The sequence below is a fragment of the Saccharomonospora marina XMU15 genome, from assembly GCF_000244955.1.
Lineage (GTDB): Bacteria > Actinomycetota > Actinomycetes > Mycobacteriales > Pseudonocardiaceae > Saccharomonospora_A > Saccharomonospora_A marina.
Genome location: NZ_CM001439.1, coordinates 4,410,765 through 4,437,296, shown reverse-complemented (window position 1 = coordinate 4,437,296; position 26,532 = coordinate 4,410,765). Strand labels below are relative to the sequence as shown.

Sequence of the window (26,532 nt, the reverse complement as noted above, 5' to 3'; positions counted from 1 at the left end):
ACAGGCGAGTCTACGTACTGGTCCGGGTTTTGCGGCTGGACCAATCGGTGATCGTCGAGGCGCGTTGCTTCATGTCCGGAACGTGCGGCGGTAGGTGTCCGGCGATACGCCGAGCTTTCGGTCGAGGCGAACCTCGACACGTTCGCACACTTCGGGCAGCGTGCCCACGCCGAGGGCAAGCCGGTGGTACCGGCGATGGCCTTCTACGGTGGCCTCGGTGATCTGCTTGTCACCACCGCGATGGGTGCGTGGACAGCGGCGGACGAGGCGCACATCGCCTATGGCCTGAGCAGTTGGCACCCCACCGCGGGAACGCTGGCCTCGGGAGCCGTCTCGGCGCAGCGACGCGGTGGCCGCCGGGTCCAGCTTCACCGGTGGCCGGTTGGAGCACCACGACGACGCTTCGCCGACTCCGGACTGGGACTTCCCGGCTCCACTCGGTGCCCAACGCGTCATCGGGGAGTTCACCATGGCCGATGTCGTCACCGTTCCCAGCCATCTGGCCGTGCCGGAGGTTCGCACCTACGTGAGCGCCAAGGCGGTCGCGGACCTGGTCGATCCCGCCCCCTCGGCACCGGCCGCCGTCGACGAGCGCGGCCGCTCCGCGCAGGCGTTCGTCGTCGACGTCGTCGTTCGCTCCGGTCGGACGAACCGCCGGGTGCTGGTTGCCGGGCGCGACAGCTACGCCACCAGCGCGCCGCTCGCGGTGGAGGCCACCGACCGCATCCTCACCGGCCGGACGAGGACCGCAGGTGTGGCCTCCGCCGGTGCGTTGTTCGACGCACCGGACTTCCTGCGAGCCCTGTCCGCGCAGCTTTCGCCGTGCGTCCCGGTGTCCGCGCGAGGCTGACCCGTGACCGGTGCGGCGAACGTCCGACGAACTCAGGCCGGCACTCCGAACCATTCGGGCAGCGCGGCGAGCAGCTCCCGTTGCTGCTGTCCCACCCACGCCACGTGGCCGTCCGGCCGCAGCAGTACCGCGGGCACGTCCAGTTCCTCGCTCACATCCGCGACATCGACGACGTGGTCGACCCGATCCGCCCAGCCCGTGACCGAGAGCCAGCCGGTCTGATCGAGCAGCAGCCCGCGGCCACCGTGCATGCGCTCGTAGAGCCGTCCCCGCTTCAACCTGACGTTCCGCAGCCGCCTGCCGAGCAGGTCGTGTCCCTCGCCGAGGTCGTAGCGGATTCCGATCGCGGTGATCTTCTCGATCAGATACCGGTTCACGACCTCGAAGTCGAGCAGTTCCTCGAGCAGCTTTCGCACCGCCCGTGGGCCGGGTTCGAGGGAGATCAGTTCGGACTGGGCTCGCGTGTTGTTGAGCACGTCGGCGGCCACCGGGTGCCGTTCGGTGTGGTAGCTGTCCAGCAGCCCTTCGGGCGCCCAGCCCGCCACCTCGGCAGCCAGTTTCCAGCCGAGGTTGAACGCGTCCTGGATGCCCAGGTTCAGTCCCTGCCCGCCCAGCGGCGGGTGGACGTGTGCAGCGTCGCCCGCCAGCAGCACCCTGCCCACCCGGTAACGCTCCGCCAGCCGGGTGGCGTCGCCGAACCGGGAGAGCCAGCGCGGTGAGTGCACGCCGAAGTCGGTGCCCGCGACCGCTCGCAGCCGCTGTTTCAGTTCTTCGACGGTCGGCGGGACCGAGTGATCCGCCGAGACCCCCTCGGCGGGCACGACGATGCGGTAGGTCCGGTCCTCCAGCGGGCCCGCGCCGAACCCGAGTCGGGTCTTACGGACCTCGGCGACGACCGTGGCGATCGTCGCCGGGTCCTCTGTCACCGCCAGCTCGCCGAGCAACCACTCGGTGCCCGCGGGCTCGCCGGGAAAGTCGACGCCGAGCAACTTGCGCACCGTGCTTCGGCCGCCGTCGCAACCCACGAGATAGCGCGAGCGGATCGAGTGGGGCTCCGTGCCCTCGCCAGCGGCCAGTTCGGCGGTCACCCCGTGCTCGTCCTGGTGCAGCCCGACCAGCTCGTGGCCACGCCGGAGGTCGGTGCCGAGTTCGATGGCTCGTTCGGCCAGCAGCCGGTCCGTGACGGGCTGCGGGATGCCGAGGATGTACGAATGCGCGGTGTCCAGCTTGCCGGGCAACGGCCTGCCGATACCGGCGAAGTGGCCGCCGAGCGGGTACTGCTTTCCGTGGGCGAGAAACCGATCCAGCAGCCCGCGCTGGTCCAACACCTCGATGCTGCGTACGTGCAGGCCGAGCGAGCGAACGATTCCGGTCGGCTCCGCGTCCCGCTCCACCACGAGCACGTTCAGCTTGTGCAGCCGCAACTCGCAGGCCAGCAACAAGCCGGTCGGCCCGCCGCCGACAATGATCACGTCAAACATGAATCGCCCATTCATCGAGGTTCGAATCGAAGCGGTCGCTCCACGCGGTTTCGCGGTACGCACCCGCGAGCACCCGTAGCTCGCGAGTCCCTGGTTTTCGCAGGTCCTGGCTTCGTTCGCAACATTTTGAGGCGGCACCCGGGGCTTGCCGCAAGCCCCGGGGTGCGCTATAAGTTGGAAGTGGGAGGAATCCTCCCGCCAATTCTCGCGGTCCGGTGTGGACGAACAAGCCCACGAGTTCCGGTTCGGCTAGGGTCGGGTCATGACCATCCCGACGGACCCGGAAACCGGCGAGTTCCACCGGGCGCCCAACAGGTTCACCGACCGGATCACCGCCGACGGTCGCGACGGTTGGCCGGTCGAACCCGGCAGGTACCGACTCGTGGTCAGCCGCGCCTGCCCGTGGGCCAGCCGCGCGCTCGTGGTGCGCAGGCTGCTGGGGCTGGAGGACGTGCTGTCCGTGGCGGTGGCCGACCCGATCCAGGACGAGCGCAGCTGGCGGTTCACCCTCGACCCCGACGGGCGTGACCCGGTGCTCGGTATCCGGTTCCTCGCCGAGGCCTACCACAAGGCCGACCCCGACTACACCGGCGGCATCAGCGTGCCCGCGGTCGTGGACATCCCCAGCGGCAAGCTCGTGACCAACGACTACCCGCGGATCACGATCGATCTGTCCACCGAGTGGACCGCGTATCACCGCGAGGGCGCGCCGAAGTTGTACCCCGAGCCGTTGCGCGAGGAGATCGACCGCGTCAACGACGAGGTGTACGCCGACGTCAACGCGGCGGTCTACGAAGCGGGGTTCGCCACCAAGCAGTCCGCCTACGAGGACGCCTACCAGCGGCTGTTCTCCCGGCTCGACCGGCTCGCCGAGCGGCTCGCGGGCAACCGGTACCTCGTCGGCGACACCATCACCGAGGCCGACATCAGGCTGTTCACCACGCTGGTCCGGTTCGACGCCGTCTACCACGGGCACTTCAAGTGCAACCGGAACAAGCTCGCCGAGTCGCCGGTGCTGTGGGCCTACGCACGTGACCTGTTCCAGACCCCGGGTTTCGGCGACACCGTGGATTTCGACCACATCAAGCGGCACTACTACCAGGTTCACGAGCAGCTCAACCCGACGCGGATCGTGCCGAAAGGTCCGGACCTTTCCGGCTGGCTCACCTCACACGGGCGGGAATCCCTTGGTGGCAGGCCGTTCGGCGACGGTACGCCGCCTCCTCCGCCACCGCGTCAGGAGACCCTGCCACCGCAGTGGTGACACTCCTCGTATTCTCGCCCCCGTGCCAAAGACCGGAGCCCGCAGCCTCGTCGACGCACTGACCGAACTCGGCGTCGAAGTAGTCTTCGGTCTGCCCGGCGTGCACAACCTGCCGATCTGGGACGAGTTGGAGAGCACCGGAATCCGGCTCATCGGTGTGCGCCACGAGCAGGCCGCGGGTTACGCGGCCGACGGCTACGCCCGCACCACCGGCAGGCTCGGCGTCGCGCTGGTGACAACGGGCCCCGGTGCCGCGAACACGCTCGCGGCCGTCGGCGAGGCCAACGCGTCCGCCTCACCGGTGCTCGTCATCGCCACCGACATCCCCTCGACGCTGCGCAGGAAGGGAACCGTCCGGGGTGTGCTGCACGAGACGAGCGACCAGCGGGCGCTGTTCGCACCGATCACCAAGGGCGCGATCAACGTCGACCACCCCGACGCCATCGCGGCGGCGGTGCGCAGGGCGGGACGGCTGGCGCAGCGCCCGCAGAGCGGACCCGTCTACCTCGGCATTCCCACCGACTTCCTGCGTGAGCAGGTGGTGCGCCGCCACGACGTCGAGCCGACCGATCGGCTACCCGCGATCGCGTTCGAGGACCTCAGCGCCGCACGTGGCGTGCTGTCCGCCGCGGCGCGCCCGCTGATCTGGGCAGGTGGGGGCGCTCTGCGTTCGGGCGCGGGCGAGGTGATCGGAAAACTCGCCGAACGACTCGCGGCGCCCATCGTCACCACCTTCGCCGCACGCGGGCTGGTGCCGCCGGACCACCCGTGCCTGGCCCCCAACCCGGTGCACACCCCGGAGGTCGGCGCGCTGTGGGACGAGGCCGACGTGGTACTGGCCGTCGGCACCGACTTCGACGGTCTGATGACCCAGAACTGGCACATGCCCCGGCCTGGCAGGCTCATCGCGATCAACGTCGACGCGGCCGACGCCAACAAGAACTACCCGCCCGACCTGCTGTTGCAGGGCGACGCGCGAGACGTGGTGGAGCAGTTGCTCGTCGGCCTCGCGCCCAGCAGTGGCATCGACGAGTTGACCCGCCGCCTCGACGAGATCGAGTCGCGGGTGCGCAGGCGGGTGCGTAAGGAGGAGCCGCAGGCCGCCGAGTTCCTTGCCGCGTTGAAAGAGACGCTGCCGGAAGGCTCCGTACTCGTGGCGGACATGTGCGTTGCCGGGTACTGGATCGGCGGCTTCTACCGCGTGGCGGGACCACGCCAGCTGGCCTACCCGATGGGCTGGGGCACGTTGGGCTTCGCCTTCCCGGCCTCGCTCGGGGTGGCGGCCGCCGGTGCGAGCAGGGCGGTGTGCGTCACCGGTGACGGCGGGTTCCTGTTCGGTTGCGCGGAGTTGGCCACCGCGATCCAGCAGAAGCTGCCCATCACGGTGGTGATCGTCGACGACGGCGGCTACGGGATGCTGCGCTACGACCAGACCCGCGAGGGACTGCCGCACCGCGGTGTCGATCTGGCCACACCCGACTTCGTGGGCCTCGCGAAGTCGTTCGGTGTCTACGCCGACCGGGTCGACGGTTTCGGCAGGGCGTTTCGCAGGCTGCTGCGCGAGTTCACCAGGGCCGAGGAGCCGAACGTGCTGGTGGTCAGCGCGGAGCTGAGCCCGCCGCTGAACACCTCGCCCCGCTGGTATCGAAAATAGGCTCCGCGCGGTTACAGGGTTTGGCGAGTTTGGAGAACGCCCCGCTGACCCGGAGGATGACGCGCATGGAGAGCATGGATGCCGAAACGAATGCCGAGGCGGCTCGGATACTTCGCGAGTTCAGCACCATAGCGGTGGTCGGTTGCAGCCGCGACCCGGCCAAGGCCGCGCACTCGGTACCCGCCGCGATGCGCGCCGCGGGTTTTCGGATCATCCCGGTCAACCCGGTAGCCGACACCCTGCTCGGCGAGCGCGTGTATCGCCACCTCAGCGACATCGACGAGCCGGTGGAGGTGGTGGAGGTGTTCCGGCCGGGACCGGAAGCACCCGCTGTCGCCGAGGAGGCGGTGCGGATCGGGGCCAAGGCGTTGTGGCTGCAACAGGGCATCACCTCCGGCAGGGCACGCGAGATCGCACGGGAGGCCGGCCTGGCCTACGTCGAGGACCGCTGCATGGCCGTGGTGCGCGCCGTCAACGGCATCCGCAAGGACGCGGCTTAGATGGCCGTCGCGACCCCGAGCAGGCCCGAGGTGGCAGGCCGGGTGCGGACGGCCGCGTTCTCGCTGGTCGCCGTAGCGCTGTTCCTGCTCATGTTCGCCGCGAGCGCGCCCTCGCCGCTCTACGTCGTGTACCAGCGGATGTGGGGGTTCACGCCCGCGACGCTGACCGCGGTTTTCGCCGTGTACGTGCTCGGCCTGCTGGTCATGCTGGTGTCGGCCGGTGCGCTGTCGGACTACGTCGGCCGCAAACCCGTGCTGGTCAGCGCCATCGTCGCCGAAGCGGGCAGCATGCTGCTGTTCGTGCTTGCCGAAGACGTCGGCTGGCTGTACGCGGCGCGGATTCTGCAGGGCCTCGCCACCGGGGCGGCGACCGGAGCCATCAGCGCGGCACTGATCGACCTGGAGCGCAGACCGGGCACGGGCGCGCTGGTGAACAGCGCGACCCCGACCGCGGGTCTGGCTGTCGGCGCGCTCGGGGTGGGGTTGCTCGTGCAGTTCGCTCCCGCCCCGACGAAACTGGTGTACATCCTGCTGCTCGTGGCGTTCCTCGGCACGGCCATCGCGCTGCTGTTCACCCCCGAACCCGTGACTCGCAGGCCGGGCGCGCTGCGTTCGCTTCGCCCCCAACTCGGGGTCCCGCCCGGCAAGCTACGGGCGTTCCTCACGGTGCTGCCCTCGCTCGTGGTGCCGTGGACGCTCGGTGGCCTGTACCTGTCGCTCGGCCGCTCGCTGGTGGTCGACATCCTCGGCATCGACAACCCGGTGGCGGGTGGGCTCGTCGTGTTCCTGCTCACCGGCACCGGTGCGGCGGCGTCGGTGCTGGTGCGGAACTGGCAGCCACAGGCCGCGATGACCGTGGGCGCGAGCGCACTCGCGGTCGGCGTTGCCGCGGTGCTGGTCGCGCTGGCGGTGGCCTTCGCCCCGCTGTTCTTCGCCGCCACGGTCCTTGGCGGGTTCGGTTTCGGTGCCACGTTCCTCGGTGCCTTCCGCACCGCCACCGCACTGGCCCCGCCCGGTGGCAGGGCCGCGCTCGTGGCGACCATCTACACGGCCTGCTACCTGTCCTTCAGCCTGCCCTCGCTCGCGGCCGGGCTCGCCGCGACCCATGTCGGCCTTCCGGTGACGGCCACCTGGTACGGGCTGATGGTGATCACCTTGGCGATCCTCGCGATCGTGGCGAGGCGGCTGCGGCCGAAGGTACGGTAGCCACATGCCGTTTCTTTGACGTCACGTACCTGAGGCCGCCCGCCCGCTCACCCGGCTGATCCGACTGTGGGCGTTGCTGGCCGACGTCGTACCGCTGTACACGCTGTACGCGCTGCTCTTCGCCGAAACCGGCCTCACCGAAGCGCAGATCTCGGCGCTGTTCGCCATCTGGTCGGTCGTCGGCGTGCTGGCGGAGGTGCCGACGGGGGCGCTGGCCGACCGGTTCTCCCGCAGAACCGCGCTCGTGGCCGGGTCCGTGGCGCAGGCCGCCTGCTACGCGCTGTGGACCGCCCACCCCGGATTCCTGGCGTTCGCCGCCGGTTTCGTGTTGTGGGGGCTGGGCGGCACGCTCGTCTCGGGAGCCCTCGAGGCGCTGCTGTACGACGGGTTGGCCGCCGCGGGGGCGGGCGAGCACTTCGCCCGCGTCTACGGCGACGTACACGCCATGGGGCTGGTGGCGCAGTTGCCGGCAGCCGCGGCCGCCGCTCTGCTCTACCCGGTGGGCGGTTTCGCGCTGGTCGGCTGGGCCAGCGTCGGTACCTGCCTCACCGCCGCGTTCGTCGCCTCCCGGTTGCCGGAGCCGCCCCGCGCCCACGGTGAGCCCGACGGTGCCCACCGGACCCGGTACCTGTTCACCCTGCGCACGGGCATTGCGGAGGCGTTTCGGCGTCCGCTGGTGCGCGGCGCCGTGCTCGCGGTCGCGTTGCTGGCCTCCCTCGACGGGCTGGAGGAGTACTTTCCGCTGCTGGCCGGGCAGTGGCAGGTGCCGGTGACGTGGATTCCGCTCGCGGTGGTGGCCATCCCGCTGGCGGGTGCGGTGGGCTCGGCACTGGCGGGCAGGCTGGGGCTGCACCGGCTGCGGGCAGGCAGGCTGGCGCTGCTGCTCGCGGCGTCCGTGCCGCCACTGCTGCTGGCATCGGTGCTGGCGCGGCCGGTGAGCCTGGTGGCGGTGGCGGCGGGCTACGCCGTCTACCGCGCCGTGCTGGTGGTGGGCAGCGCCCGGCTGCAGGAGCGAATCGAGAGCACGTCGCGAGCCACCGTCACCTCCGTCGCCGGGCTCGGCACCGACCTTGCCTCGTTGTTGCTGTTCGGTGCGTGGGCGGTGGCGGGCCTGCCTGCCGTGGCCGTACTGGCGCTGCTGGTGGCGGCCGCGCTGCCGTACGGATTGCGGTCGGCGGGCTCGGGAGTCCGCGGCCGGGTGCCAACGTGAGATCATGCCCGGGTCGGCGCCGTGCCGGGAGGAGGCAGCAGCGATGTCCGGTGAACCGGTGCGGGTGGAACGGCAGGGACAGGTGGCGACGGTGATCCTGTCGCGGCCGGATGCGCGCAACGCCGTGGACGGTCCGACCGCCGCAGCGCTCGCCGACGCGTTCGCCGTCTTCGACGCCGACGACTCGCTGTCGGTGGCCGTGCTGTGGGGCGAAGGCGGCACCTTCTGCGCGGGCGCCGATCTCAAGGCCATCGGCACGCCGAGGGGCAACCGGGTGGAGCCGGACGGCGCGGGTCCGATGGGGCCGACCCGGATGCGGCTGAGCAAGCCGGTGATCGCGGCGGTACGTGGTCACGCCGTCGCGGGCGGGTTGGAACTCGCGCTGTGGTGCGACCTGCGGGTGGCCTCGGCGGACGCGGTCTTCGGGGTGTTCTGCAGGCGCTGGGGTGTGCCGCTGATCGACGGCGCAACGGTGCGGCTACCGAGGCTGATCGGCGCCAGCAGGGCGATGGACCTGGTGCTCACCGGCCGTGCCGTGGACGCCGACGAGGCGCTGAGCATCGGGCTGGTCAACCGGGTCGTGCCGCAGGGGCGGGAGCGGGAGCGGGCCGAGGAACTCGCCGCCGAACTCGCCCGATTCCCGCAGACGTGCCTTCGGCACGATCGGCTTTCCCTGCTCGAACAGGAGGGGCTGCCGCAGCAGCAGGCGATGGCGGTGGAGTGGCGGCACGGGATGGTCTCGCTCGCCACCGACGCCGAGGCCGGAGCCCGCCGGTTCGCATCAGGCGCGGGAAGGGGCGGTTCGTTCTCCGACCTCGGCTGAGCGGCGCCATCAGTCGGAAAGCACTGTCACCTCGGCTGGTGTGGTCAGCACCCGATCGGGCCCGACCTGGCGCAGCGGACCGGTCAACTCGAACCGGCCCGAGCACGGCAGTTCGGCGACGGAGGCGCCCACGAACACCTCCACGGTGCCCGGTTCGACGATCCTGCGCAGGTCGGTTCCGGTGAAGTTGGTGCGGTCGGCGTGCAGCCGGAAGGTCACCCTTGCCCGCCCGCCCGCGGGCAGGCCGACCCGTGCGTACCCGGCCAGTTGCCGCACCGGTCTGGTCACCTGCGCCAGCACGTCCCGCAGGTACAGCTGGACCACTTCCTCGCCCGCGCGCTCACCGACGTTTCGGATCTCCACCGAGATCGACAGCTCGCCGTCGGTGGGTACGCGTTGCGCGCTCAGCCGCAGCCGCTCGTAACGGAACTCGGTGAAGGACAGCCCGTGCCCGAACGGGAACAGCGGTGTGGGGTCGAGGTTGCTGATGCCCTGACTGTTGCCGCCGAGCGGCGGGTGCAGGTATGTGGCGGGCTGGCCGCCGGGGTCGCGGGGAAGCTGCACCGGAAGCCGTCCGCTGGGGTTGATCCGGCCGCTCAGCACCCCCGCCACGGCGGGGCCGCCCTCCTCGCCGGGCAGGAAGGCCTGCACCAGCGCGGCCGCGCGGTCGGCATGCCTGCCCAGCGCGTACGGCCGCCCGGAGACCACTACGACGACGACGGGTGTGCCGGTCGCCAGCAACTCGTCGAGCAGTTGCTCCTGCACACCGGGAAGACTCAGATCGGCGGCGTCGCAGCCCTCTCCCGAGGTGCCGCCGCCGAACATGCCGGACCTGTCGCCCACAACGGCCACGCAGACGTCGGCCTGCTTCGCCGCCGCGACGGCATCGGCGATACCGGAGGTGTCGGGCTCGCTGACCGGGCAACCGAGTTTGGTGGTGAACCGGGCGGCTGGGAACTCCGTGCGCAGTGCCGTGACAAGTGAGGGCACGTCGACACCGAGGTCCAGCTCCGGATACCTCGGCAGCACGTGGTTGGGGTATGAGTAGCAGCCCAGAAACGCCTGCGGCTGGTCTGCGCAGGGACCCACCACGGCGATGTGGCCGGATTCGGCCGCCATCGGCAGTGTGCCGTCGTTGCCGAGCAGCACCACCGACCGTTCGGCGAGCTGCCTCGCCAGTTCCCTGTTGCGCGCCGAGTCCAGGTCCACGTCGGCGCCCGCGTCCGGTCGCGGGGTCCAGTCGGGGTCGAGCAGGCCGAGTTCTGCCTTCTGCTGCAGCAGGCGCAGCACCGAACGGTCGACGACCTGCTCCGCGAGGTCGCCGCAACGCACCAGTTCGAGCAATTCCTTGCCGTAGCACAGAGTGTGCGGCAGTTCCACGTCGATGCCCGCCGCCAGTGCGAGCGCGCCCGCGCCGCCCGAGGTGTCGGCGACGCCGTGCATGGTCCTCAGGAACGGGATCGCCCAGTAGTCGGACACCACGACGCCGTCGAAGCCCCACTCCTGCCGCAACACCGTCGTGAGCAGCTCGTCGCTGGCGGCGACCGGCACACCGTCGAGGTCGACGTAGGCGTTCATCACCGACCGTGCGCCGCCGTCGCGGATCGCCATTTCGAAGGGCGGCAGCAGCACGTCGCGAAGCTCACGGGGACCGATCGACACCGGGGCGTGGTTGCGGGCCGCGTGCGAGGCGGAGTAGCCGACGAAGTGTTTCAGCGTCGCGATGATCCCGCCGTCCTCCAGGCCACGCACATACGCGGTACCCATGGTCGCCACCAGGTACGGGTCCTCGCCCATGGTTTCCTCGACGCGTCCCCATCTCGGGTCGCGCACGACGTCGAGTACCGGCGAAAGACCTTGGTGCACTCCCACGGATCGCATGTCCTCGGCTATGGCCGCCGCCATGCGTTCGACGAGGCCGGGGTCGAACGTCGCGGCGCACGCCAGTGGGGACGGGTACACGGTGGCGCCGTAGGTGGTGAACCCGGTGAGGCACTCCTCGTGCACGATCGCGGGGATGCGCAGCCGCGTGCCCTCGACGACCTCGCGTTGCAGGGCGGCGATCCGGTCGACGCCCTCCGTCGCGCTGACCGGCGCGGTGCCGAACACGCGGGTGAGGTGACCGACGCCGTGCTCGCCGTTCGATCCTCCGCGCGCGAACACCTCCTGCATGGGCGCGACGTTGCCGCTGATCTCGTCGTTGCCCGGCCATGCGCTGCCGAGTTGGGACAGTTTCTCCTCCAGCGTCAACTCGGCCAGCAAGGCTTCCGCGCGTAGCCGCGCGGGCAGGGAAGGGTCGCGCCACGTCGGTTCCGTCATCGTTCTCCCTGTCCTGAGATGGCTGCCGTCGAGTCACGCACGACGAGCTTCGTGGCGAGTTCGACGTGGTGAGAGTCAAGGCTTTCGCCGTCGATCAGCCGCAGCAGCGTGCGCAGCGCGACCCTGCCCATGTCGGGCAGCGGCTGTCGGACGACGGTCAGTGCGGGTGTGGCGAGGGTGGCCAGGATGGTGTCGTCGAAGCCGACGACGCTGAGGTCTTGCGGCACCCGCAGCCCACGCCGCCTGGCGGCCTCCATGACGCCCACCGCCGTCGCGTCGCTGGCCGCGAACACCGCGGTCGGTCGCTTCGGCAGATCCAGCAGCCGCCCGCCCATCTCGAGGCCGTCGGGGTAACCGAAGGCGCCGTGCAGCACCAGCGAGTCGTCCGCCGCTGTTCCTGCCTTCTCCAGCGCGGCGCGGTAACCGTGCAACCTGGCGCGGGCGCAGGACGCCTGCCGCGGTCCGCCCGCGAACGCGATGCGCTGGTGCCCGAGCGAGAGCAGGTGTTCGGTCGCGGTCAACCCGCCCGACCAGTTGGTGGCTCCGACGCTGGTCACCTCGACCCTCGGCAGGTTGAGCGGGTCGATCACCACCAGCGCGATGCCCGCTCTGGCGAAGGCCTCGACCTGCTCCAGGCTCAGCTCCGAGGTCACCACGATCAGGCCCTCGCGCCCGCCCGTCTTCAGTTTGCCCGCCCAGTTCGCCGCCTCGGCGGCCTTGCCGGTGGGTGCCCTGCTGACGACCACGTCGACCCCCGCCTCCGCGCCTGCCTGCGTGACGCCGCGCAGCACCTCGAGCGAGTAGGGGCTGACCAGGTCGTCGAAGACGAGGTCCACGATCCGGTTCTGGTTCGTGTTGCGGCGGCCGGACACGGGCACGTAACCCAGCTCCCTCACCGCCTTCTCCACCCTGCCGCGGGTGGCCGCGGCGACGTCCCCGCGGCCGTTCAGCACCTTCGACGCCGTCGGCAGCGAAACGCCCGCGGCTTCGGCCACCATGGCCAGGGTTGTCCGCTGCCCGGCACCAGCTCGCACAGCAACCTCCGCAACTCTTTCCCGAAAACTTGCGCCACTATAGCTTGGCCTCGTGACTTGGCCAGTGCCTTGACGGGTGCGTTTGAGCACTTTATGGTGCGCTGCAACTCTTTTGGGTTTTCCGAAAAGTTTCGATCCTTCAATGCGGAAGGAACACCATGAGACTGGGCAACCGGCGCTCGGCGTTACTGGCGGGGGCTGTGACCGCGCTGCTGATGCTGGTCACCGCCTGTGGAACGAGTGGCCCCGGCGCGGATTCCGGTGCGTCGGCGTGGGCGCTCACCGGCGGCGACGAGCAGACCATCCGCACGTCGTTCGAGTCGTGGAACGAAGGCCACCCCGACTCAGCGATCAACGTGGAGTTCTTCGCCAACGACGCCTACAAGCAGAAGATCCGCACGGCGATCGGCGCGAACGACGCACCGACCCTGATCTTCGGCTGGGGCGGCGGCACGCTCAAGGAGTGGGTGGCGGGCGGCAAGGTGGCAGACCTCAGCGCCGAGATCGAGAAGTCGCCGCAACTCGTGGACAGGTTCCTGCCCTCGGTGCTGGAGACGGGCAAGGTGGACGGCAAGACCTACGCGTTGCCCAACAACGGGATGCAGCCCGTGCTGCTGTACTACAACAAGGACGTCTTCGCCAAGGTCGGTGCCGAGCCGCCGAGGACCTGGCAGGACCTGATGGCGTTGGTGCCGAAGTTCAAGCAGGCAGGTATCGCCCCGCTGGCGATAGGCGGGCAGAGCAAGTGGCCGCAGCTGATGTGGGAGGAGTACCTCGTCGACCGCATCGGTGGTCCCGAGGTGTTCAACGCCATCGCGGCCAACGAGCCGGGGGCGTGGTCGCACCCGGCGATCAAGCAGGCGAACCGGATGATCCAGGAACTCGTCGCCGCCGGTGGCTTCGTGAAGGGCTTCAACTCCATCGCCTCCGACAGCGCCGCCGACTCCGCGCTGCTCTACACCGGAAAGGCGGCGATGCTGCTGATGGGGTCATGGGCCTACCCGACGATCAAGGAGTCGGCGCCTGACTTCATCGCCGAAGGCAAGCTGGGTTACACCACCTTCCCCACCGTCGAGGGTGGTAAGGGCGACCCCGCGAACATCGTGGGCAACCCCGCCAACTTCTGGGCGGTTTCGGCACAGGCAACCGACGAGGAGAGGCGGGTGGCGCTGGAATACCTCACCGACGGCATGATGAACGACGCCTATGTGGACACCCTGCTCTCCGGTGGCTCGGTGCCGCCGGTCTCGGGCATCGAGGACAAGTTCGCCGGTACCGACGAGCCGGAGTACCTCTCCTTCGTCTACGAGTTGGCAAGTGACGCGCCGAGTTTCCAGCTGTCGTGGGACCAGGCACTGTCGCCCAAGCAGGCCGACGCGCTGCTCAACAACCTCGAGCAACTGTTCCTCAACGAGATCACTCCGGAGCAGTTCTCCGCGAACATGGACAAGACGATCGAACAGTGAGCGCCGTGGTCGACGACTCGCCGGTGGCGGGGACGAAACCCGGTGCGGTCGAGACCGGCCGCACCGGGCCGCACCCGGTCATGGCGCTGCCCGCGCTGGCGTTCTTCGCGGTCTTCGCGCTGGTGCCGCTCGGTGGCGTTGTCGTGTTGAGCATGCTGAACTGGGACGGCATCGGCGCGATGACGTGGGCGGGCCTTGGAAACTGGGCAACCGCGCTGCGCGATCCCGGCACCTACCACGCGCTGTGGCTTTCCGTGCAGGTGATGGTGCTGAGCTGGTTGGTGCAGACCCCGATCTCCTTGCTGCTCGGCGTGCTCGTCGCGGCGCGTGGTCGCTACCGTGCCGTGCTGGGGGTGCTGTATTTCCTGCCGATGTTGCTGTCGTCGGCCGCGATCGCCATCGCGTTCAAGGCACTGCTGGACCCGAACTTCGGGATGAGCCTGGCCTTCGGTGCCGAGTGGCTGGCGCAGGACTGGCTGGGTGACGCGGATCTGGCCCTCTACGTGGTGGTGTTCGTGATCGCCTGGCAGTTCGTGCCGTTCCACACCTTGCTGTACCAGGCGGGGGTGCGGCAGATCCCGCGAACGCTGTACGAGGCGGCGGAGATCGACGGCGCGGGGAGGGTGAGGCAGTTCTTCCACATCACCCTGCCGCAGTTGCGCTACACGATCATCACCTCCTCGACGCTCATGCTCGTCGGTTCGCTCACCTACTTCGACCTGGTCTACGTGCTCACGGCGGGCGGCCCTGGCGAGGCCACCCGCATCCTGCCGCTCGACATGTACCTGCACGGCTTCTCCGCCAACCAGATGGGCCTCGCCAGCGTGCTCGCGGTGATCCTGGTCGGCGCCGGGCTCGCGCTGGCGCTCGGACTGTCCAGGCTGGCCGGCTTCGGGCGCGGAAGTCAACTGGAGGGTGCCTGACATGGGTGCGGCCCGTGCCTCGAACCGGCCCAACGTCCTCGGCGGCCTCGGCGGCCTGCTGTGGCTGCTGATCGTGCTGCTGCCGGTCTACTACGTGGTACTCACCAGCCTGCGCAGCCAGGCGGGCTTCTACAGCTCGAACCCGCTGCTGCCGCCGGATGAGCCCACATTGGACAGCTACCGGCTGGTGCTGGAGAACGACTTCCTGCGCTACCTGACGAACAGCCTGGTGGTCACCTTCGCCACCGTCGCCGTCACGGTTTCGGTCTCGCTGCTGGCCGCGTACTACGTCGTGCGGGGCAGCGGGCGGACCGCGGGCCTTACGTACAAGGTGTTCCTGCTCGGGCTGGCCATCCCGTTGCAGGCCGTGATCATCCCGGTGTACTACCTCATCACGCGGGCCAGGCTCTACGACACACTGCTGGCGATCATCCTGCCCTCCGCCGCGTTCGCGATTCCGCTCACCGTCGTCATCCTGGCCAATTTCCTGCGCGATGTGCCCGGTGAGCTGTTCGAGTCGATGCGGCTCGACGGCGCGGGCCACTGGCGGATGCTCGTGAGCCTGGTGCTGCCGCTGGTGCGGCCCGCGGTGATCACCGTCGCGGTCTACGACGGGCTGACGGTGTGGAACGGCTTCCTGTTCCCGCTGATCCTCACACAGAGTCCCGACCAGCGCGTGTTGCCGCTGGCGTTGTGGAGCTTCCAGGGCCAGTTCCAGGTCAACATCCCGGCGATCCTCGCCGCCGTCGTGCTGTCGACGCTGCCGGTGCTGGCGCTCTACATCCTCGGCCGCAGGCAGCTGGTCAGCGGGCTCACCGCGGGTTTCGGCCGGTGAGGTAGGGCGCGAGCAACTCGCGCGTGTGCGCGACCGCGCTGCCTTCCGGCATGCCCGACTCAACCATGCGCGAGGCCGCGTAAACCACCGACTGGATCAACTCCGCGATGGCGTCCGGGTCGCTGGCGCCGAGTTCGCGCAACGCCTCCACCACCGGGGCGAGCAGCGCGTTGTGCATGTCGCGGCTGGACTGCGCCAGTGGTTCCCGGGGAGCCACCTCGGCCAGCGCTCGGGCGATCGCGTGCTCACCCGTGGCCACCAGATGCAGGTTCGCGGACACGTAGGCCAGTACCCGCCCGCCGGGGTCGTCGGCTTCCCGCATCCGCGCGGTCACGTAGTCGGCCCAGCGCGGCAGCACGTCGGCGATCACGGCCGTGAGCAGGTCGTCGCGGGAGTCGAAGTACTGGTAGACGCTGGAGCGTGCCAGGCCGGTGCGCTTGGCGACCTCCGCCAGGCTCGGCGAACCGTGCCCGTTCTCGGCGATGATCTCCCGCGCGGCATCCAGGATCGCCCTGCGTTGCCGAGCGCGATGCTCGGCAACGGTGGCGGCGCTGATCCTGGGCAACTGGCCCCTCTCACGCTGACGTGGCCAACCTGCCGTCGACCATCTCGTAGACGCTGTCACAGTATTCCAGCACGTCATGGTCGTGAGTGACCAGCACGGTCGCCACACCGAACTCGCGGGTCTCCTTGGCCAGCAGTTCCACGACCTCGTGGCTGCGCGAGCGGTCGAGCGCGGCGGTGGGCTCGTCCACCAGTAGCAGGCTCGGACCGAGTACCAGCGCCCTCGCGATGGCCACTCGTTGCCGCTCGCCTCCGGACAGCTCGTGCGGCCTGCGCCGCGCCTTGTCGGACATGCCGACACCGGCGAGCAACTCGTGCGGGTCGCGAGCGGCGCGGCGTTCGGCGAACCGCGAGGGAAGCCGAAGCTGGTCGACGGCGGTGAGCGCGGGAAGCAGATTCCCGGACTGGAACACGAACCCCACCGATTCCCTGCGGAACCGGGTGCGGCGGCGATCACTGAGCGCGGTGATGTCCACGCCTGCCACCGTCACCGTGCCCGACGTCGGAGCGGACAGCCCGCCTGCTACCGCGAGCAGGCTCGACTTGCCCGAACCCGAAGGCCCCACCACGGCGACGAACTCACCGGGCGACACAGTGAGGTTCACGTGGTCGAGCGCGGTCACCGTCTCGGTGCCGTCACCGAGGGTCTTGCTGACGTCGGCGAGCCGCAACCCGCCCGTACCCGTGGTGCCGGTGTTGGCGGTCATCGGTTTCCTCCGAGTGCGGTGAGTGGGTCGACGGCCGTGATGCGCTTGATGGCGGTGGCCGCGCCGAGCAGGCCCAGCGTCACCAGCAGCACGGCGGCCAGCAGGACGGCCGGCGGGTCGAGTGCGAACGGCATCCCGCTGCCGTCGAGCAGGCTGCCGCCGCCGACTCCGATCGCGACACCGACGGAGGTAGCGGCTACCAGCAGGATCAGCGCCTGGGCCAGCCCGTCACGCAACAGGTAGCCGGTGGAGGCGCCGATCGCCCGCAGCACGGCGAGCTCGTGCCGCCGCTGGATCGTCCAGACTGTGAAGAAGGCGCCGACCACGAGCGCCGAGATGGCGTAGAGGAAGACCTGGATGAGCGTCAGCGTGGAGGTCTCGGCGGTGTAGCCGGGGGAGGCGCCGAACGACTCCTCGACCGTCATACTCTGCGTTCCGGCGGCCCGATCTCCCGCGCCCAGGTCGAGGTCCGCGCCGTCCTCGGCGGCGATGGCCACCGCGGTGGCTGCCGAGTAGGCACGATCGGGCACCGGCTCGCCCGGCCTGCTGCCCGCGTGGATCTCCTGCCAGGTCCGAAGCGGCACGTAGGCGACGTCGACGTGACCGAAGGTGTGCTGCTCGGAAAGTGACCCGACCACCCGAAGCTCGGTGCCGAGCCGGTCGATCACGACCGTGTCACCCACGGCGATGCCCGCGTCGATCGCCGTCGAGCTGACCACGGTCTCACCGGGGCCTGCCATCGCCTCACCGGTCGCGGCGCCGGGATCGAGGTAGGACCCCGGCCGCACACCGAACAGCGCGAGGTCGATCTGCACGCCGTCACCGTTGCGGGCGTTGACGAGCATGTTGCCGAACGGCTCTGCCTCGGCGACCCCGTCCTGGCCCTGCCAGGCGCTCGCCGCCCGGGTGTCGATCTCACTTCGGGAGAACGCGGAATCGCGCTGCACTCCCTCGGCGAAGGCGAACGCCGTGACGGGCAGCCGCTGCAGGCCGGAGACACCGTCGTTGACAAGGCCGGTGGACAGCCCGGAAAGCAGCACCATCAGCACCGCGATGAGCGCGACGACGGAGCCCATGAGCCCGAAGCGGGCGCGGGCGAACCGCAGTTCGCGGACGGCAAGAAACATCGATTACCCGATCGCCGAAGTTTGCGGACACACTGTCGGCATCATACCAACGCTATGTCGGCAAACGTCGGCGGCGTAGGGCAGCCGCTCAGCGGTGCGACTCGGCCTCGGTGAAACCACGCCGCGTCATCTCACCCCAGGTAGCGGGATGCTGCCGGATCGCGGCCCACAGCCCCCGCAGCCGCGCCCACGCGGTGAACTGCCGGTAGCCGATGTTCTCCAGCACCGCGGCGATCGCGGCGACCACCACGTCGCTGGTGCGGTTGAACCGGTGGTAGACGATCTCCTCGATCAGCATCGAGGACACGGTCACAAGCGTCGCGTAGGCGTAGGCCAGCAACAGAAACTGCCACGCGAAGTCGACGTTGACGGCCCCGAGCAGGATGCCCGCCGGGATGAGGATCAGGCCCGCGAGTTCCACGATCGGCGCGAGCAACTCGAAAAGCAGGTAGAACGGCATCGACATCATCCCCACCTGCCGGTATCGCGGGTTACCGATCATCTTGCGGTGGATGGACATGATCTCGGCCAGCCCGCGGTGCCAGCGCTTGCGCTGCCTGCCGAGGACCTTGAACGTCTCGGGGGCCTCGGTCCAGGCGATCGGTTCACCGACGAACTCGATCCGGTAGTCGGCGTGCCTGCGCAGCAACTCGTGGTGCAGGCGTACCACGAGCTCGGCGTCCTCCCCGACGGTGTCGTACCGCAACCCGCCGGAGTTGACCACGAGGTCGCGCCGGAACACCCCGAAGGCACCCGAGATGACGATCAGCCCGCCGATCCTGGACCACCCGGTGCGTCCGAACAGGAACGAACGCAGATACTCCACCACCTGGATGCGAGCCAGCCAGCGTCGGGGCATCCGCACGTCAACGACCCTGCCCGCGATCACCGTGCAGCCGTTGGCGAGCCGGACGACCCCGCCCGTGGCCACCACTCGAAGCGGGTCGTCGGCGAACGGCTTGGCCGCCCACAGCAGGGCTCGGGGGTCGAGGATGCCGTCGGCGTCCACCATGCACACCAGCGGATACCTCGCCACGTTCAGGCCGACGTTGAGCGCGTCGGTCTTGCCGCCGTTGTCCTTGCGCACCACCACAAGCCGGTCCTGTCGCAGCCGGGGAACGTGCGTCGAGTTGATCGGCTTGCGGGTCGGCACGTCGCCTGGGACCACCATCGGTATCTCCACGAGGTCGTACTCCTCGCGAAGCCGCTCGAAGGTGTCGTCGGTCGATCCGTCGTCGACCACCACGACCTCGTGTTCCGGATACCGAAGCGAGAGCATCGCGCGCACCGATTCGATGATTCCCGCCGACTCGTTGTGCGCGGGAATGAGCACGCTCACCGGCCGGGTCAGCGGGCTGCGGTAGATCTCCTCCAACCCGGAGAACCGTTCCCGCCGCAGGTGCGCTGCCAGTTCGGCCGAACCGATGATCACCAGTGCCGCGTAGACGGAGTTGAGTACCGCGAAGTAGACCAGCACAAGCAGGTCGGTGGCCTGCAGCAGCACCCGCAGCGCCTCGGTCACGACCCACCCCCCGCGCCTGCCGTCACCCCCGCCGCCCGCAGCCGGGCGGCCCTGAGTTCGTCACGGGCCAGCGCCTCGCGCGCGTGCCCCGCCGCGGGCTCGACGCCTTGGTCGGCCGCCTCGCGCAGCCCGGACCTGCCCGCCTCACCGAGTTCGAGCAGCGACTCCGCGGCGTTGTGGGCGATCTGGTGCACCCGCTCCGACAGCAACTCCACCAGCCGTGGGGCGGCGGAGGGATCACCCAGCTCACCCAGTGCGCGGGCCGCCACGGTTCGAAGCGGTGTCGCCTCACTTCGCGCCGTTGCCGCCAGCAACGGGCTCAGCGCGGCACGGCTGCCGATGCGGCCCAGTGCCCGCACCACCCGCACCCGCACCTCCAACACCGGGTCCTGCCACAGCAGCTCGACGAGCGCGGGCACCGAGCGCAGCGCCCTGGAAAGCCCGAGTACCTCCACCACGGTCGCCCTGGCATGCGGCCCCGCGGTGGCGAGCGTGTCCAACATCGGACGCTCGGCCTCCCTGCCGAGGCCGAGCAACGCATGGGCGATCACCTGCTGCGGCGGACCCACCCGGTCGAGACTGGCCACCAGCGGCCCGACGGCCGCCATCTCACCGATCCTGCCCAACGCCCGCGCCGCAACCACCCGCACCTCCGGTGCCGGGTCGTCGAGCAGCACGCACAACGGCGCCAGCGCCTCCCTGCGTCGCATCGCGCCGAGCAACTCCGCGGCGGAGGCCCTTCGCACCGCCGAGCGTGCCCGCACCTGCCGCATGGCCCGCCTCGCCACGCCCCTGCCTTCGAAGACACGGAGGAGCGCGTCACGCGATTCACCCCGCAGCTTCTCGATGAACCGTGCCGCGGTCGGTTCGGCCGCCCGCCATGACCGTTCCGGCAGCCGCAACAACTCCCGCTCGGCCTCGCTGTCACCCGCCGCGAGCGCGACGAGCAACCTCCTGCCGGGAGCTTCCCGGACGGCATGTCGCCGCTGCCGCTGCCTGCGGACCAGTTGCCAGCCGACCAGCGCGAGCACCAGCGCCAGCGCGACGGCGCTGGTGCCGACGGCCATGAGGCCGGTGGCCGACAGCGTCATTGCCTGCGGGCTCTGCCGAGCAGCGCGGAGACCCGGCGGAGGAGTTCCTGCGGGTTGAACGGCTTGACGACGTAGTCGTCGGCGCCCGAGCTGAACCCGCTGTCGACGTCGCGGTCCTGCGCCCTCGCGGTGAGCATGATGATCGGCAGGTGTCTGGTGGCGGGCTCTTCCCGCAGCCTGCGGCAGACGTCGTAGCCGGACATCCCGGGCATCATCACGTCCAGCACCACCAGGTCCGGCTGGTTGTCGGCGATGGCGGACAGCGCTGCGGGCCCGTCGCCGACGGTGTCCACCTCGTAGCCGGACATCTGGAGCTTGAACGCGACCAGGTCCCGGATGTCGGCGTCGTCGTCGACGACCAGAATCGTGGTCATGCCTCGCTCCAGGGGCCCGCCGCGTGTGCCAGGTGGTCAGCGTCATCGGCGTTCCCGCTGACACACCACTGACTCGCCGCGGCCGCCGGTACCACCCCAACCGGTGAACCTCGATGACCTCGATGCGGGACAACGTCCGCCACGGTCGCGTACAAGCCGACATCACGCCGCGGTGAGCACTTACAGTCGCGATTGTGGCCAACGGGCAACCCAGGCAACTGTGGGCCAGTAGCGCCGACGCGGCAGGCCGCCAGGCCGGGCTGCTGTTCACGCTGGCCGGGCTGGCGACCGGGCTCGGCGTCCTGATCTACACCGAGGAGACCCGGGTGCTGCTGGTGGCACTGGCGGCCGCCAACCTCTGCTGCGGCGTGGTGGCCTGGTCGCTGCCCTGGCACCGGTGGAACGAGCTGTGGCCTGCCGTGCTCACCCTCCCGGCCTTCGTACTGATCGCGATGGCGACCACCGGCATGGGCAACTACGCGGCGGTGGCCGCTCCGTTCCTGCTACTGGTCTTCATCTGGCTGGGCCTGCATTTCCCGTACTGGGTGACGTTGGCCGCGGCTCCGCTCGGCACCGCCGCCTACCTGGTGCCGCTGATCCTGGGCGAGCGTCCGGCCGTGGTCGTGAGCACCGTCTTCGTGATGATCCCTGTCATGGTGGGGGTGGCGTTGCTGGTGACCAGGCAGGTCGGCTACCTGAATCAGGCTCGCGAGGAGCTTCGGCGCACCGGGCGGTGGCGCGAAGCGCTCACCACGACTCTCGCCCATGACGTCCGGTCCCCGATCACCGCGCTCGACCTCGCACTCGACGCGCTGGAAGCACCCGAGCTGCCCCCGCAGCGGCGCCACGCGATGGTCGACATCGCCAGGCGGCAGACGAGGCGGTTGAACCGGCTCGCGGGCAGCCTGCTCGACCTCTCCCGCGTCGAGGCGGGCGGAGAGCTGAAGCTCGAGCTGGCCGACGTGCCACTGGCCGAGGCCGTGGGAGACGCGCTCGGCTACTTCTCCGAGCGAAACGAGATCGCCGTGGACGTCGATCCCAGCCTCACGGTCAGGGTGGACCCGGAGCGTTTCGAGCAGATCATCCACAACCTCACCCAGAACGCGCTGCATCACGCGGGACCGCCGGTACGTATCGCCGCTCGCGCCGAGGGCGACCGGGTGCGCGTGGAGGTCAGGGACTTCGGTCCCGGAGTTCCCGACGAGCTGGTGCCACAGCTGTTCGATCGGTTCGTTACCGGCGATGCGGCCCGGTCGTCCGGGCTCGGCCTGTGGATCGTGCGGCAACTGTGCGAGGCGCACGGCGGCGACGTGCGCTACGAGCCTGCCGAGGACGGAGCCGCCTTCGTGGTCACCCTGCCCGCGGGGCAGCGCGGTAGAGCGGGCCAGCTGCACGATGCCGGCAGGCCGGGGTGAACCCGTCGGTGGTCACTCCGCCTGCGGGCGCTGTGATGCCGTGCCGCGACCCTGGTGGCCTTGTTGCCACCAGGGTCGCGGGACGGCCCCCCGGTCAGGCTTCGCCGCGATACCAATCGGTGCAGCCCAACCCTTCGACGCACACCGCCAGCCACACGGTGGTGTTCTCGGCGATGCCGAGGTTGCGGTGTCCGCAGCCGCTTGCGGCTCCGTTGCTGTCACCCACACTCGCCCTGGTCGCACCGTTCCAGTACAGGTAGGCCGTCACGCCGCTGCCGTCGGAGCGTTCGTCGCAGGCGTAGAGATGCTCTCCGTGTGCGGTGAAGTGGCCACTACCTCTGAGTTGGTTCGCCGAGTCGTAGGCGTAGACGGAGACGTCCTGACTCGCCAGCGTCGCCGGGTCGTCCGAGGCCGAAGACGACGCGATGGGAGAGTCGTCCAGCGGCGGCGGGTCCGCCTGTGCCAATGCGGCCTGGCTCGCACCGACCAGCGTGCCTGCGAACAGGGCGACCACCACGAGGCCACGCAGTTTGCCGCGCATTGTGAATTCCTTTCGTCGGGAATGGCGTGGAGCGCGGTCGAGCTCCAGCCTGCGCTTAACACAGAACGCACACGGCAAACGCCGGAGAGTAACTACCACCCGGGTGGGTTTGTGCCGGGTCGAGGAAAGCCTCGGCACGGGTGGCCGTGAAGCTGGACGCCCGCAGCAGCCTCGGGGCGCGGCGGTCACGATGCCGATGCGGTTCCCGAACTCGCACGTCGTTGGGCGACCTCGGTCAGCGGAATCTCGCACGAGTCGGAAAAGCCCTGCGACTCGATCCCCAGCGCCGCGTTGTTCCTGGTCACCAGATTGGCGAACGCGATGTACCCGGTGAGCTCGACCATGCCGCCGGGGCCGAGTCGTTCGAGCAGACGCGCGGACAGTCCGTCGGTGACCGTCGGCGGCGTGTTCGTCATCGCCTCGGCGTACTCGAGCACGTCCCGTTCCAGCGGGGTGAACACGTCTGATTCGCGCCAGCGCGGTACCTGGCTGGCCTTGGCCAGGTCCAGGTTCTCGTTCTGTGCCTTGAAGTAGCCGAAGTCCAGGCACCACCCGCAGCCGACCTGCGCCGCGACAGCCATGTGCGCGAACGACTTCAGGCTTTCCTCGACGGCGTCCCACTTCTTCAGCTTGGTCTCCAGCGACATGGCCGTCCTGAGCACCTTGCGGTTGTGCCAGGCCACCTCGACGGGTTCAGCCACCTTGCCGAGCATCTTCCGGCTCATCAGTTTGATCACGCGGCCGGTGAGACCGGTGAGCTGTGCTTTCGGAACACGCGGTGCCATCTGTCCTCCTCGAGCGATCGGCCGTTCACCATTGGGACACCGCGCGGCATCGAGATGTGACAACCGGAGATCCGCTCGACAAGGCAGCCTGTGAGCAGCATCGTGGTCGCATGACAACAACCGAAGCGAGCGAGAGCGAGCCCCTCACCGGCGTGCTGCGCTACGCGGCTTTCGACGTGGCGGGGAGAGGTGGCAACCCGGCGGGCGTGGTCCTCGACGCGACCGGGATGAGTGAGGCACACATGCTGCGCATCGCGGCCGAGGTCGGGTTCTCGGAAACGGCCTTTCTGCTGCGCGATCCTGGCGAGACGGCCGCGGACCGGTTCCGGGTGCGCTACTTCAGCCCGCTCGCCGAGGTCGACTTCTGCGGTCATGCCACGATCGCGACGGCGGTGGCGCTCGCCGAGCGCGGCGGAACCGGTGAGCTGATGCTGGCCACGCGCGCCGGTGAGGTGTCGGTGCGCACCGACATCCAGAACGGGCGCGTTCGGGCCACGCTGACCAGCGTGCCGCCGAGCCTCCGCCAGGTAGCTGACACCGATCTCGACGCCGCTTTGGCCGCGCTGGGGTGGGACCCGGCGGAGTTGGACCCGGCGTTGCCGCCGCGCATCGCGAACGCGGGCAACGACCACCTGGTGTTGGGGGCCGCGACCAGGTCGCGGCTGGCCGAACTCGACTACGACCAACGGGCTCTCGGCGCGCTCATGGCCGACCGCGGCTGGACGACGGTCCACCTGGTATGGCGCGAATCGGCCACCGTGTTCCACGCGCGGGACCCGTTTCCTCCTGGTGGGGTTTTCGAGGACCCCGCCACGGGTGCCGCCGCGGCCGCGTTCGGCGGCTATCTCAGGAACCTGCGCCTGGTCGATCCGCCCGCCACGATCCACATCCGGCAGGGAGAGGACATGGGGCGCCCCAGTGACCTGCACGTGGGGATCAGCGCCGACCCAGGTGCGGGCATCGCGGTAAGTGGTACGGCCGCGGCGATGCCGGACTGACCGGTACGCGGCGTCGCGGCGTGGTCCGCACGCGAGGCGGGCGGCCCGAACGAGTCGAGCCGCCCGCCTCGACAAACCGGTCACGCCTTGCGGTTGTAGAGCCGCTTCGCCCAGACGTAGCCGGCCAGCGCGATACCCGCGCACCAGGCCAGTGCGATCCACAGCTCGTTGCCGAGCGGCTGGTCCAGCAGCAGCGCCCGGATGGATTCCATGATCGGGGTGAACGGCTGGTACTCGGCGAACCAGCGCACACCCTCGGGCATCGAGTCCGTCGGCACGAAGCCGCTGCCGAGGAACGGCAGGAACATCAGCGGCATCGGCAGGTTGCTTGCCGCCTCGACGCTCTGCGAGGCCTGGCCGATCGCCACCGTCAGCCAGACCAGTGCGAACGTGGCGGCGGTGAGCAGACCGCCGAGCGCGAGCCAGTCACCGAGGCCCGCCCGGGGCTGGAAACCGATCAGCAACGCCACCCCCGTCACCGCAGCCAGTCCCAGCAACGCCTGGATGAGACTGCCGATCACGTGCCCGGTCAGTACCGACACCCTGGCGATGTTCATGGTGCGGAACCGGGCGATGATGCCTTCGGTCATGTCCATCGCCACCGATATCGCGGTGCCCTGGACGACTGTCGCGATCGTGATCACCAGGATCGCGGGCACCACGTAGTTGACGTACTCGGCACGGCCGCCGGAAGGTCCGCCGAGCCCGGTGCCGAGCGTGCCGCCGAACACGTACACGAACAGCAGCAGCAACAGCACCGGCATCGCTATCAGCTGCACGGTCATCGACGGGTAGCGCACCATCCGTTTCAGATTGCGGCGCACCATCGTCGCCGAATCGCGCAACGGGTGGCTCGCGATCGCGGTGGTCATCGGGCTGTCACCTTCTTGTCGTCGGGATCGCCGGTGAGGGCGAGGAAAACGTCATCCAGATCGGGGGTGTGCACGGAAAGCCCTTCCACCTCGATCGCTTCGCTGTCGAGCAGGTCCAGCAGCGCCTTCAGTTGCCGGACGCTGCCGTCGTTACCCACCCGCAACGACATCGCGTCGCCGTCGCGGTAGGCCGCCCGGCCGAGAACTCGTTGCGCGGCTCGGAAGATTTCGGGTTCGTCGAAGCGAAGCTCGACGTGGCCACCGGGAATCCGGCGCTTCAGCTCCTCCGAGGTGCCCTGCGCGACCAGCCTGCCGCCCTCGAGCACCGCGATGCGGTCGGCCAGTTCGTCGGCCTCCTCCAGGTACTGCGTCGTCAGGAAGACCGTCACGCCGCCGTCCACGAGTTCCCGTACGATGCGCCACATCCCCCGCCTGCTGCGCGGGTCCAGTCCCGTGGTCGGTTCGTCCAAGAAGATCAGTCGGGGGTTGCCCACGAGTGTCATCGCCAGGTCGAGCCGCCGACGCATACCACCCGAGTACGTGGCCACCGGTTTCCGTGCCGCTTCGGTGAGCTCGAGCCGCTCCAGCAGTTCGGCCGCCTTCCGCCGTCCGTCGGCTTTGGACAGATGGTTCAGGTCGGCCATCAACCGCAGGTTCTCCTCGCCGGTGAGCAGGTTGTCCACCGCTGAGAACTGGCCGGTCACCCCGATCGCCGCCCGCACCGAATCCGGGTCGGAAGCCACGTCGTGCCCTGCGACCTCGGCGTGGCCGCCGGTCGCGGCGAGCAGTGTGGACAGGATCTTGACCATCGTCGTCTTGCCTGCGCCGTTGGCGCCAAGCAATGAGAAGATCGTGCCCTGCGCGACCGTCAGGTCGATTCCGTCCAACACCACCTTGTCACCGAACGCTTTCCGTAACCCGCTCACCGCGATCGCAGGCCGTGCGGTCTTGTTCGTCATGGAGATCCCCTC

General features: G+C 69.6%; 25 protein-coding genes. 12 read left to right on the top strand and 13 right to left on the bottom strand.

What is annotated here, in order from left to right; all coding sequences use genetic code 11:
• The first annotated feature begins 349 nt into the window (after positions 1–349).
• On the top strand, positions 350–850 hold the full coding sequence (locus SACMADRAFT_RS21005) for a hypothetical protein (RefSeq protein WP_198285883.1): 501 nt from the start codon (positions 350–352) through the stop codon (positions 848–850).
• Positions 851–882: 32 nt separating this feature from the next.
• On the opposite strand, the gene rox is transcribed toward SACMADRAFT_RS21005, so the two are convergent.
• Positions 883–2,331, bottom strand: coding sequence for a rifampin monooxygenase (gene rox / locus SACMADRAFT_RS21000; protein ID WP_009155857.1), 1,449 nt, complete (start codon positions 2,329–2,331; stop codon positions 883–885).
• Positions 2,332–2,593: 262 nt separating this feature from the next.
• Here rox and SACMADRAFT_RS20995 point away from each other — a divergent pair, with 262 nt between their 5' ends.
• The 6 genes from SACMADRAFT_RS20995 to SACMADRAFT_RS20970 all read left to right on the top strand — a co-directional run bounded on the left by SACMADRAFT_RS20995 (position 2,594) and on the right by SACMADRAFT_RS20970 (position 8,988).
• The gene (locus SACMADRAFT_RS20995; protein ID WP_009155856.1) at positions 2,594–3,595 is read left to right on the top strand and encodes a glutathione S-transferase family protein; all 1,002 of its coding nucleotides are present in this window, start codon (positions 2,594–2,596) and stop codon (positions 3,593–3,595) included.
• Positions 3,596–3,617: 22 nt separating this feature from the next.
• Positions 3,618–5,249, top strand: a complete 1,632-nt coding sequence (locus tag SACMADRAFT_RS20990) for a thiamine pyrophosphate-binding protein (RefSeq protein WP_009155855.1) — start codon at positions 3,618–3,620, stop codon at positions 5,247–5,249.
• 65 nt (positions 5,250–5,314) lie between these two features.
• Complete coding sequence (locus SACMADRAFT_RS20985; protein WP_009155854.1) at positions 5,315–5,749, top strand: CoA-binding protein; 435 nt, start codon at positions 5,315–5,317, stop codon at positions 5,747–5,749.
• On the top strand, positions 5,750–6,955 hold the full coding sequence (locus SACMADRAFT_RS20980; protein ID WP_009155853.1) for an MFS transporter: 1,206 nt from the start codon (positions 5,750–5,752) through the stop codon (positions 6,953–6,955).
• A gap of 73 nt (positions 6,956–7,028) precedes the next feature.
• Positions 7,029–8,165 carry an MFS transporter gene (locus SACMADRAFT_RS20975; RefSeq protein ID WP_009155852.1) on the top strand — a complete coding sequence of 379 codons (1,137 nt, stop codon included), beginning with the start codon at positions 7,029–7,031 and terminating at the stop codon, positions 8,163–8,165.
• Positions 8,166–8,208: 43 nt separating this feature from the next.
• Positions 8,209–8,988 carry a crotonase/enoyl-CoA hydratase family protein gene (locus SACMADRAFT_RS20970; RefSeq protein WP_009155851.1) on the top strand — a complete coding sequence of 260 codons (780 nt, stop codon included), beginning with the start codon at positions 8,209–8,211 and terminating at the stop codon, positions 8,986–8,988.
• Between the two features lie 9 nt (positions 8,989–8,997).
• Here SACMADRAFT_RS20970 and SACMADRAFT_RS20965 read toward each other — a convergent pair whose 3' ends face one another.
• Entirely contained in the window at positions 8,998–11,307 is a 2,310-nt protein-coding gene (locus tag SACMADRAFT_RS20965; protein WP_009155850.1) for a beta-xylosidase/alpha-l-arabinosidase, read from the bottom strand.
• A complete protein-coding gene (locus SACMADRAFT_RS20960; RefSeq protein ID WP_050998209.1) occupies positions 11,304–12,305 on the bottom strand; it encodes a LacI family DNA-binding transcriptional regulator in 1,002 nt (333 codons plus the stop codon). The genes SACMADRAFT_RS20965 and SACMADRAFT_RS20960 overlap by 4 nt, the downstream gene beginning before the upstream one ends.
• A gap of 194 nt (positions 12,306–12,499) precedes the next feature.
• On the opposite strand from SACMADRAFT_RS20960, the gene SACMADRAFT_RS20955 reads away from it, so the two are divergent.
• Genes SACMADRAFT_RS20955 through SACMADRAFT_RS20945 form a run of 3 tightly spaced genes read left to right on the top strand, consistent with a single transcriptional unit; the run spans position 12,500 to position 15,565 of the window.
• Positions 12,500–13,807 (top strand): extracellular solute-binding protein, encoded by a 1,308-nt coding sequence (locus SACMADRAFT_RS20955; protein WP_009155848.1) that lies wholly within the window; start codon positions 12,500–12,502, stop codon positions 13,805–13,807.
• 5 nt (positions 13,808–13,812) lie between these two features.
• Entirely contained in the window at positions 13,813–14,730 is a 918-nt protein-coding gene (locus tag SACMADRAFT_RS20950; RefSeq protein WP_332307217.1) for a carbohydrate ABC transporter permease, read from the top strand.
• Position 14,731: 1 nt separating this feature from the next.
• Positions 14,732–15,565: a carbohydrate ABC transporter permease gene (locus tag SACMADRAFT_RS20945; RefSeq protein ID WP_009155846.1), complete on the top strand. Its 834-nt coding sequence runs from the start codon at positions 14,732–14,734 to the stop codon at positions 15,563–15,565.
• Here the strand turns inward: SACMADRAFT_RS20945 and SACMADRAFT_RS20940 are convergent.
• The 6 genes from SACMADRAFT_RS20940 to SACMADRAFT_RS20915 all read right to left on the bottom strand — a co-directional run bounded on the left by SACMADRAFT_RS20940 (position 15,543) and on the right by SACMADRAFT_RS20915 (position 20,950).
• Positions 15,543–16,130, bottom strand: a complete 588-nt coding sequence (locus SACMADRAFT_RS20940; protein WP_009155845.1) for a TetR/AcrR family transcriptional regulator — start codon at positions 16,128–16,130, stop codon at positions 15,543–15,545. The genes SACMADRAFT_RS20945 and SACMADRAFT_RS20940 overlap by 23 nt on opposite strands.
• Before the next feature lie 10 nt (positions 16,131–16,140).
• Positions 16,141–16,836 (bottom strand): ABC transporter ATP-binding protein, encoded by a 696-nt coding sequence (locus SACMADRAFT_RS20935; RefSeq protein WP_009155844.1) that lies wholly within the window; start codon positions 16,834–16,836, stop codon positions 16,141–16,143.
• Positions 16,833–17,963 (bottom strand): FtsX-like permease family protein, encoded by a 1,131-nt coding sequence (locus tag SACMADRAFT_RS20930; protein WP_009155843.1) that lies wholly within the window; start codon positions 17,961–17,963, stop codon positions 16,833–16,835. The genes SACMADRAFT_RS20935 and SACMADRAFT_RS20930 overlap by 4 nt, the downstream gene beginning before the upstream one ends.
• A gap of 88 nt (positions 17,964–18,051) precedes the next feature.
• Positions 18,052–19,485, bottom strand: coding sequence for a glycosyltransferase family 2 protein (locus SACMADRAFT_RS20925; protein ID WP_009155842.1), 1,434 nt, complete (start codon positions 19,483–19,485; stop codon positions 18,052–18,054).
• On the bottom strand, positions 19,482–20,576 hold the full coding sequence (locus tag SACMADRAFT_RS20920; RefSeq protein WP_009155841.1) for a HEAT repeat domain-containing protein: 1,095 nt from the start codon (positions 20,574–20,576) through the stop codon (positions 19,482–19,484). Before SACMADRAFT_RS20920 ends, SACMADRAFT_RS20925 begins: the two co-directional genes overlap by 4 nt.
• Positions 20,573–20,950 (bottom strand): response regulator transcription factor, encoded by a 378-nt coding sequence (locus SACMADRAFT_RS20915; protein ID WP_009155840.1) that lies wholly within the window; start codon positions 20,948–20,950, stop codon positions 20,573–20,575. Before SACMADRAFT_RS20915 ends, SACMADRAFT_RS20920 begins: the two co-directional genes overlap by 4 nt.
• 194 nt (positions 20,951–21,144) lie before the next feature.
• Between SACMADRAFT_RS20915 and SACMADRAFT_RS28675 the strand changes: the two genes are divergently transcribed.
• Positions 21,145–22,365 carry a sensor histidine kinase gene (locus tag SACMADRAFT_RS28675; RefSeq protein WP_009155839.1) on the top strand — a complete coding sequence of 407 codons (1,221 nt, stop codon included), beginning with the start codon at positions 21,145–21,147 and terminating at the stop codon, positions 22,363–22,365.
• A 94-nt stretch (positions 22,366–22,459) separates the two neighbouring features.
• Here SACMADRAFT_RS28675 and SACMADRAFT_RS20905 read toward each other — a convergent pair whose 3' ends face one another.
• Positions 22,460–22,906 (bottom strand): hypothetical protein, encoded by a 447-nt coding sequence (locus SACMADRAFT_RS20905; protein WP_009155838.1) that lies wholly within the window; start codon positions 22,904–22,906, stop codon positions 22,460–22,462.
• Between the two features lie 185 nt (positions 22,907–23,091).
• Positions 23,092–23,691, bottom strand: a complete 600-nt coding sequence (locus tag SACMADRAFT_RS20900; protein WP_009155837.1) for a carboxymuconolactone decarboxylase family protein — start codon at positions 23,689–23,691, stop codon at positions 23,092–23,094.
• 110 nt (positions 23,692–23,801) lie between these two features.
• On the opposite strand from SACMADRAFT_RS20900, the gene SACMADRAFT_RS20895 reads away from it, so the two are divergent.
• Entirely contained in the window at positions 23,802–24,689 is an 888-nt protein-coding gene (locus SACMADRAFT_RS20895; protein ID WP_009155836.1) for a PhzF family phenazine biosynthesis protein, read from the top strand.
• 80 nt (positions 24,690–24,769) lie between these two features.
• Here the strand turns inward: SACMADRAFT_RS20895 and SACMADRAFT_RS20890 are convergent, their stop codons facing one another.
• Both SACMADRAFT_RS20890 and SACMADRAFT_RS20885 read right to left on the bottom strand, forming a co-directional pair.
• Entirely contained in the window at positions 24,770–25,561 is a 792-nt protein-coding gene (locus SACMADRAFT_RS20890; RefSeq protein WP_009155835.1) for an ABC transporter permease, read from the bottom strand.
• Positions 25,558–26,520, bottom strand: coding sequence for a daunorubicin resistance protein DrrA family ABC transporter ATP-binding protein (locus SACMADRAFT_RS20885; protein ID WP_009155834.1), 963 nt, complete (start codon positions 26,518–26,520; stop codon positions 25,558–25,560). Before SACMADRAFT_RS20885 ends, SACMADRAFT_RS20890 begins: the two co-directional genes overlap by 4 nt.
• Positions 26,521–26,532: the final 12 nt, after the last annotated feature.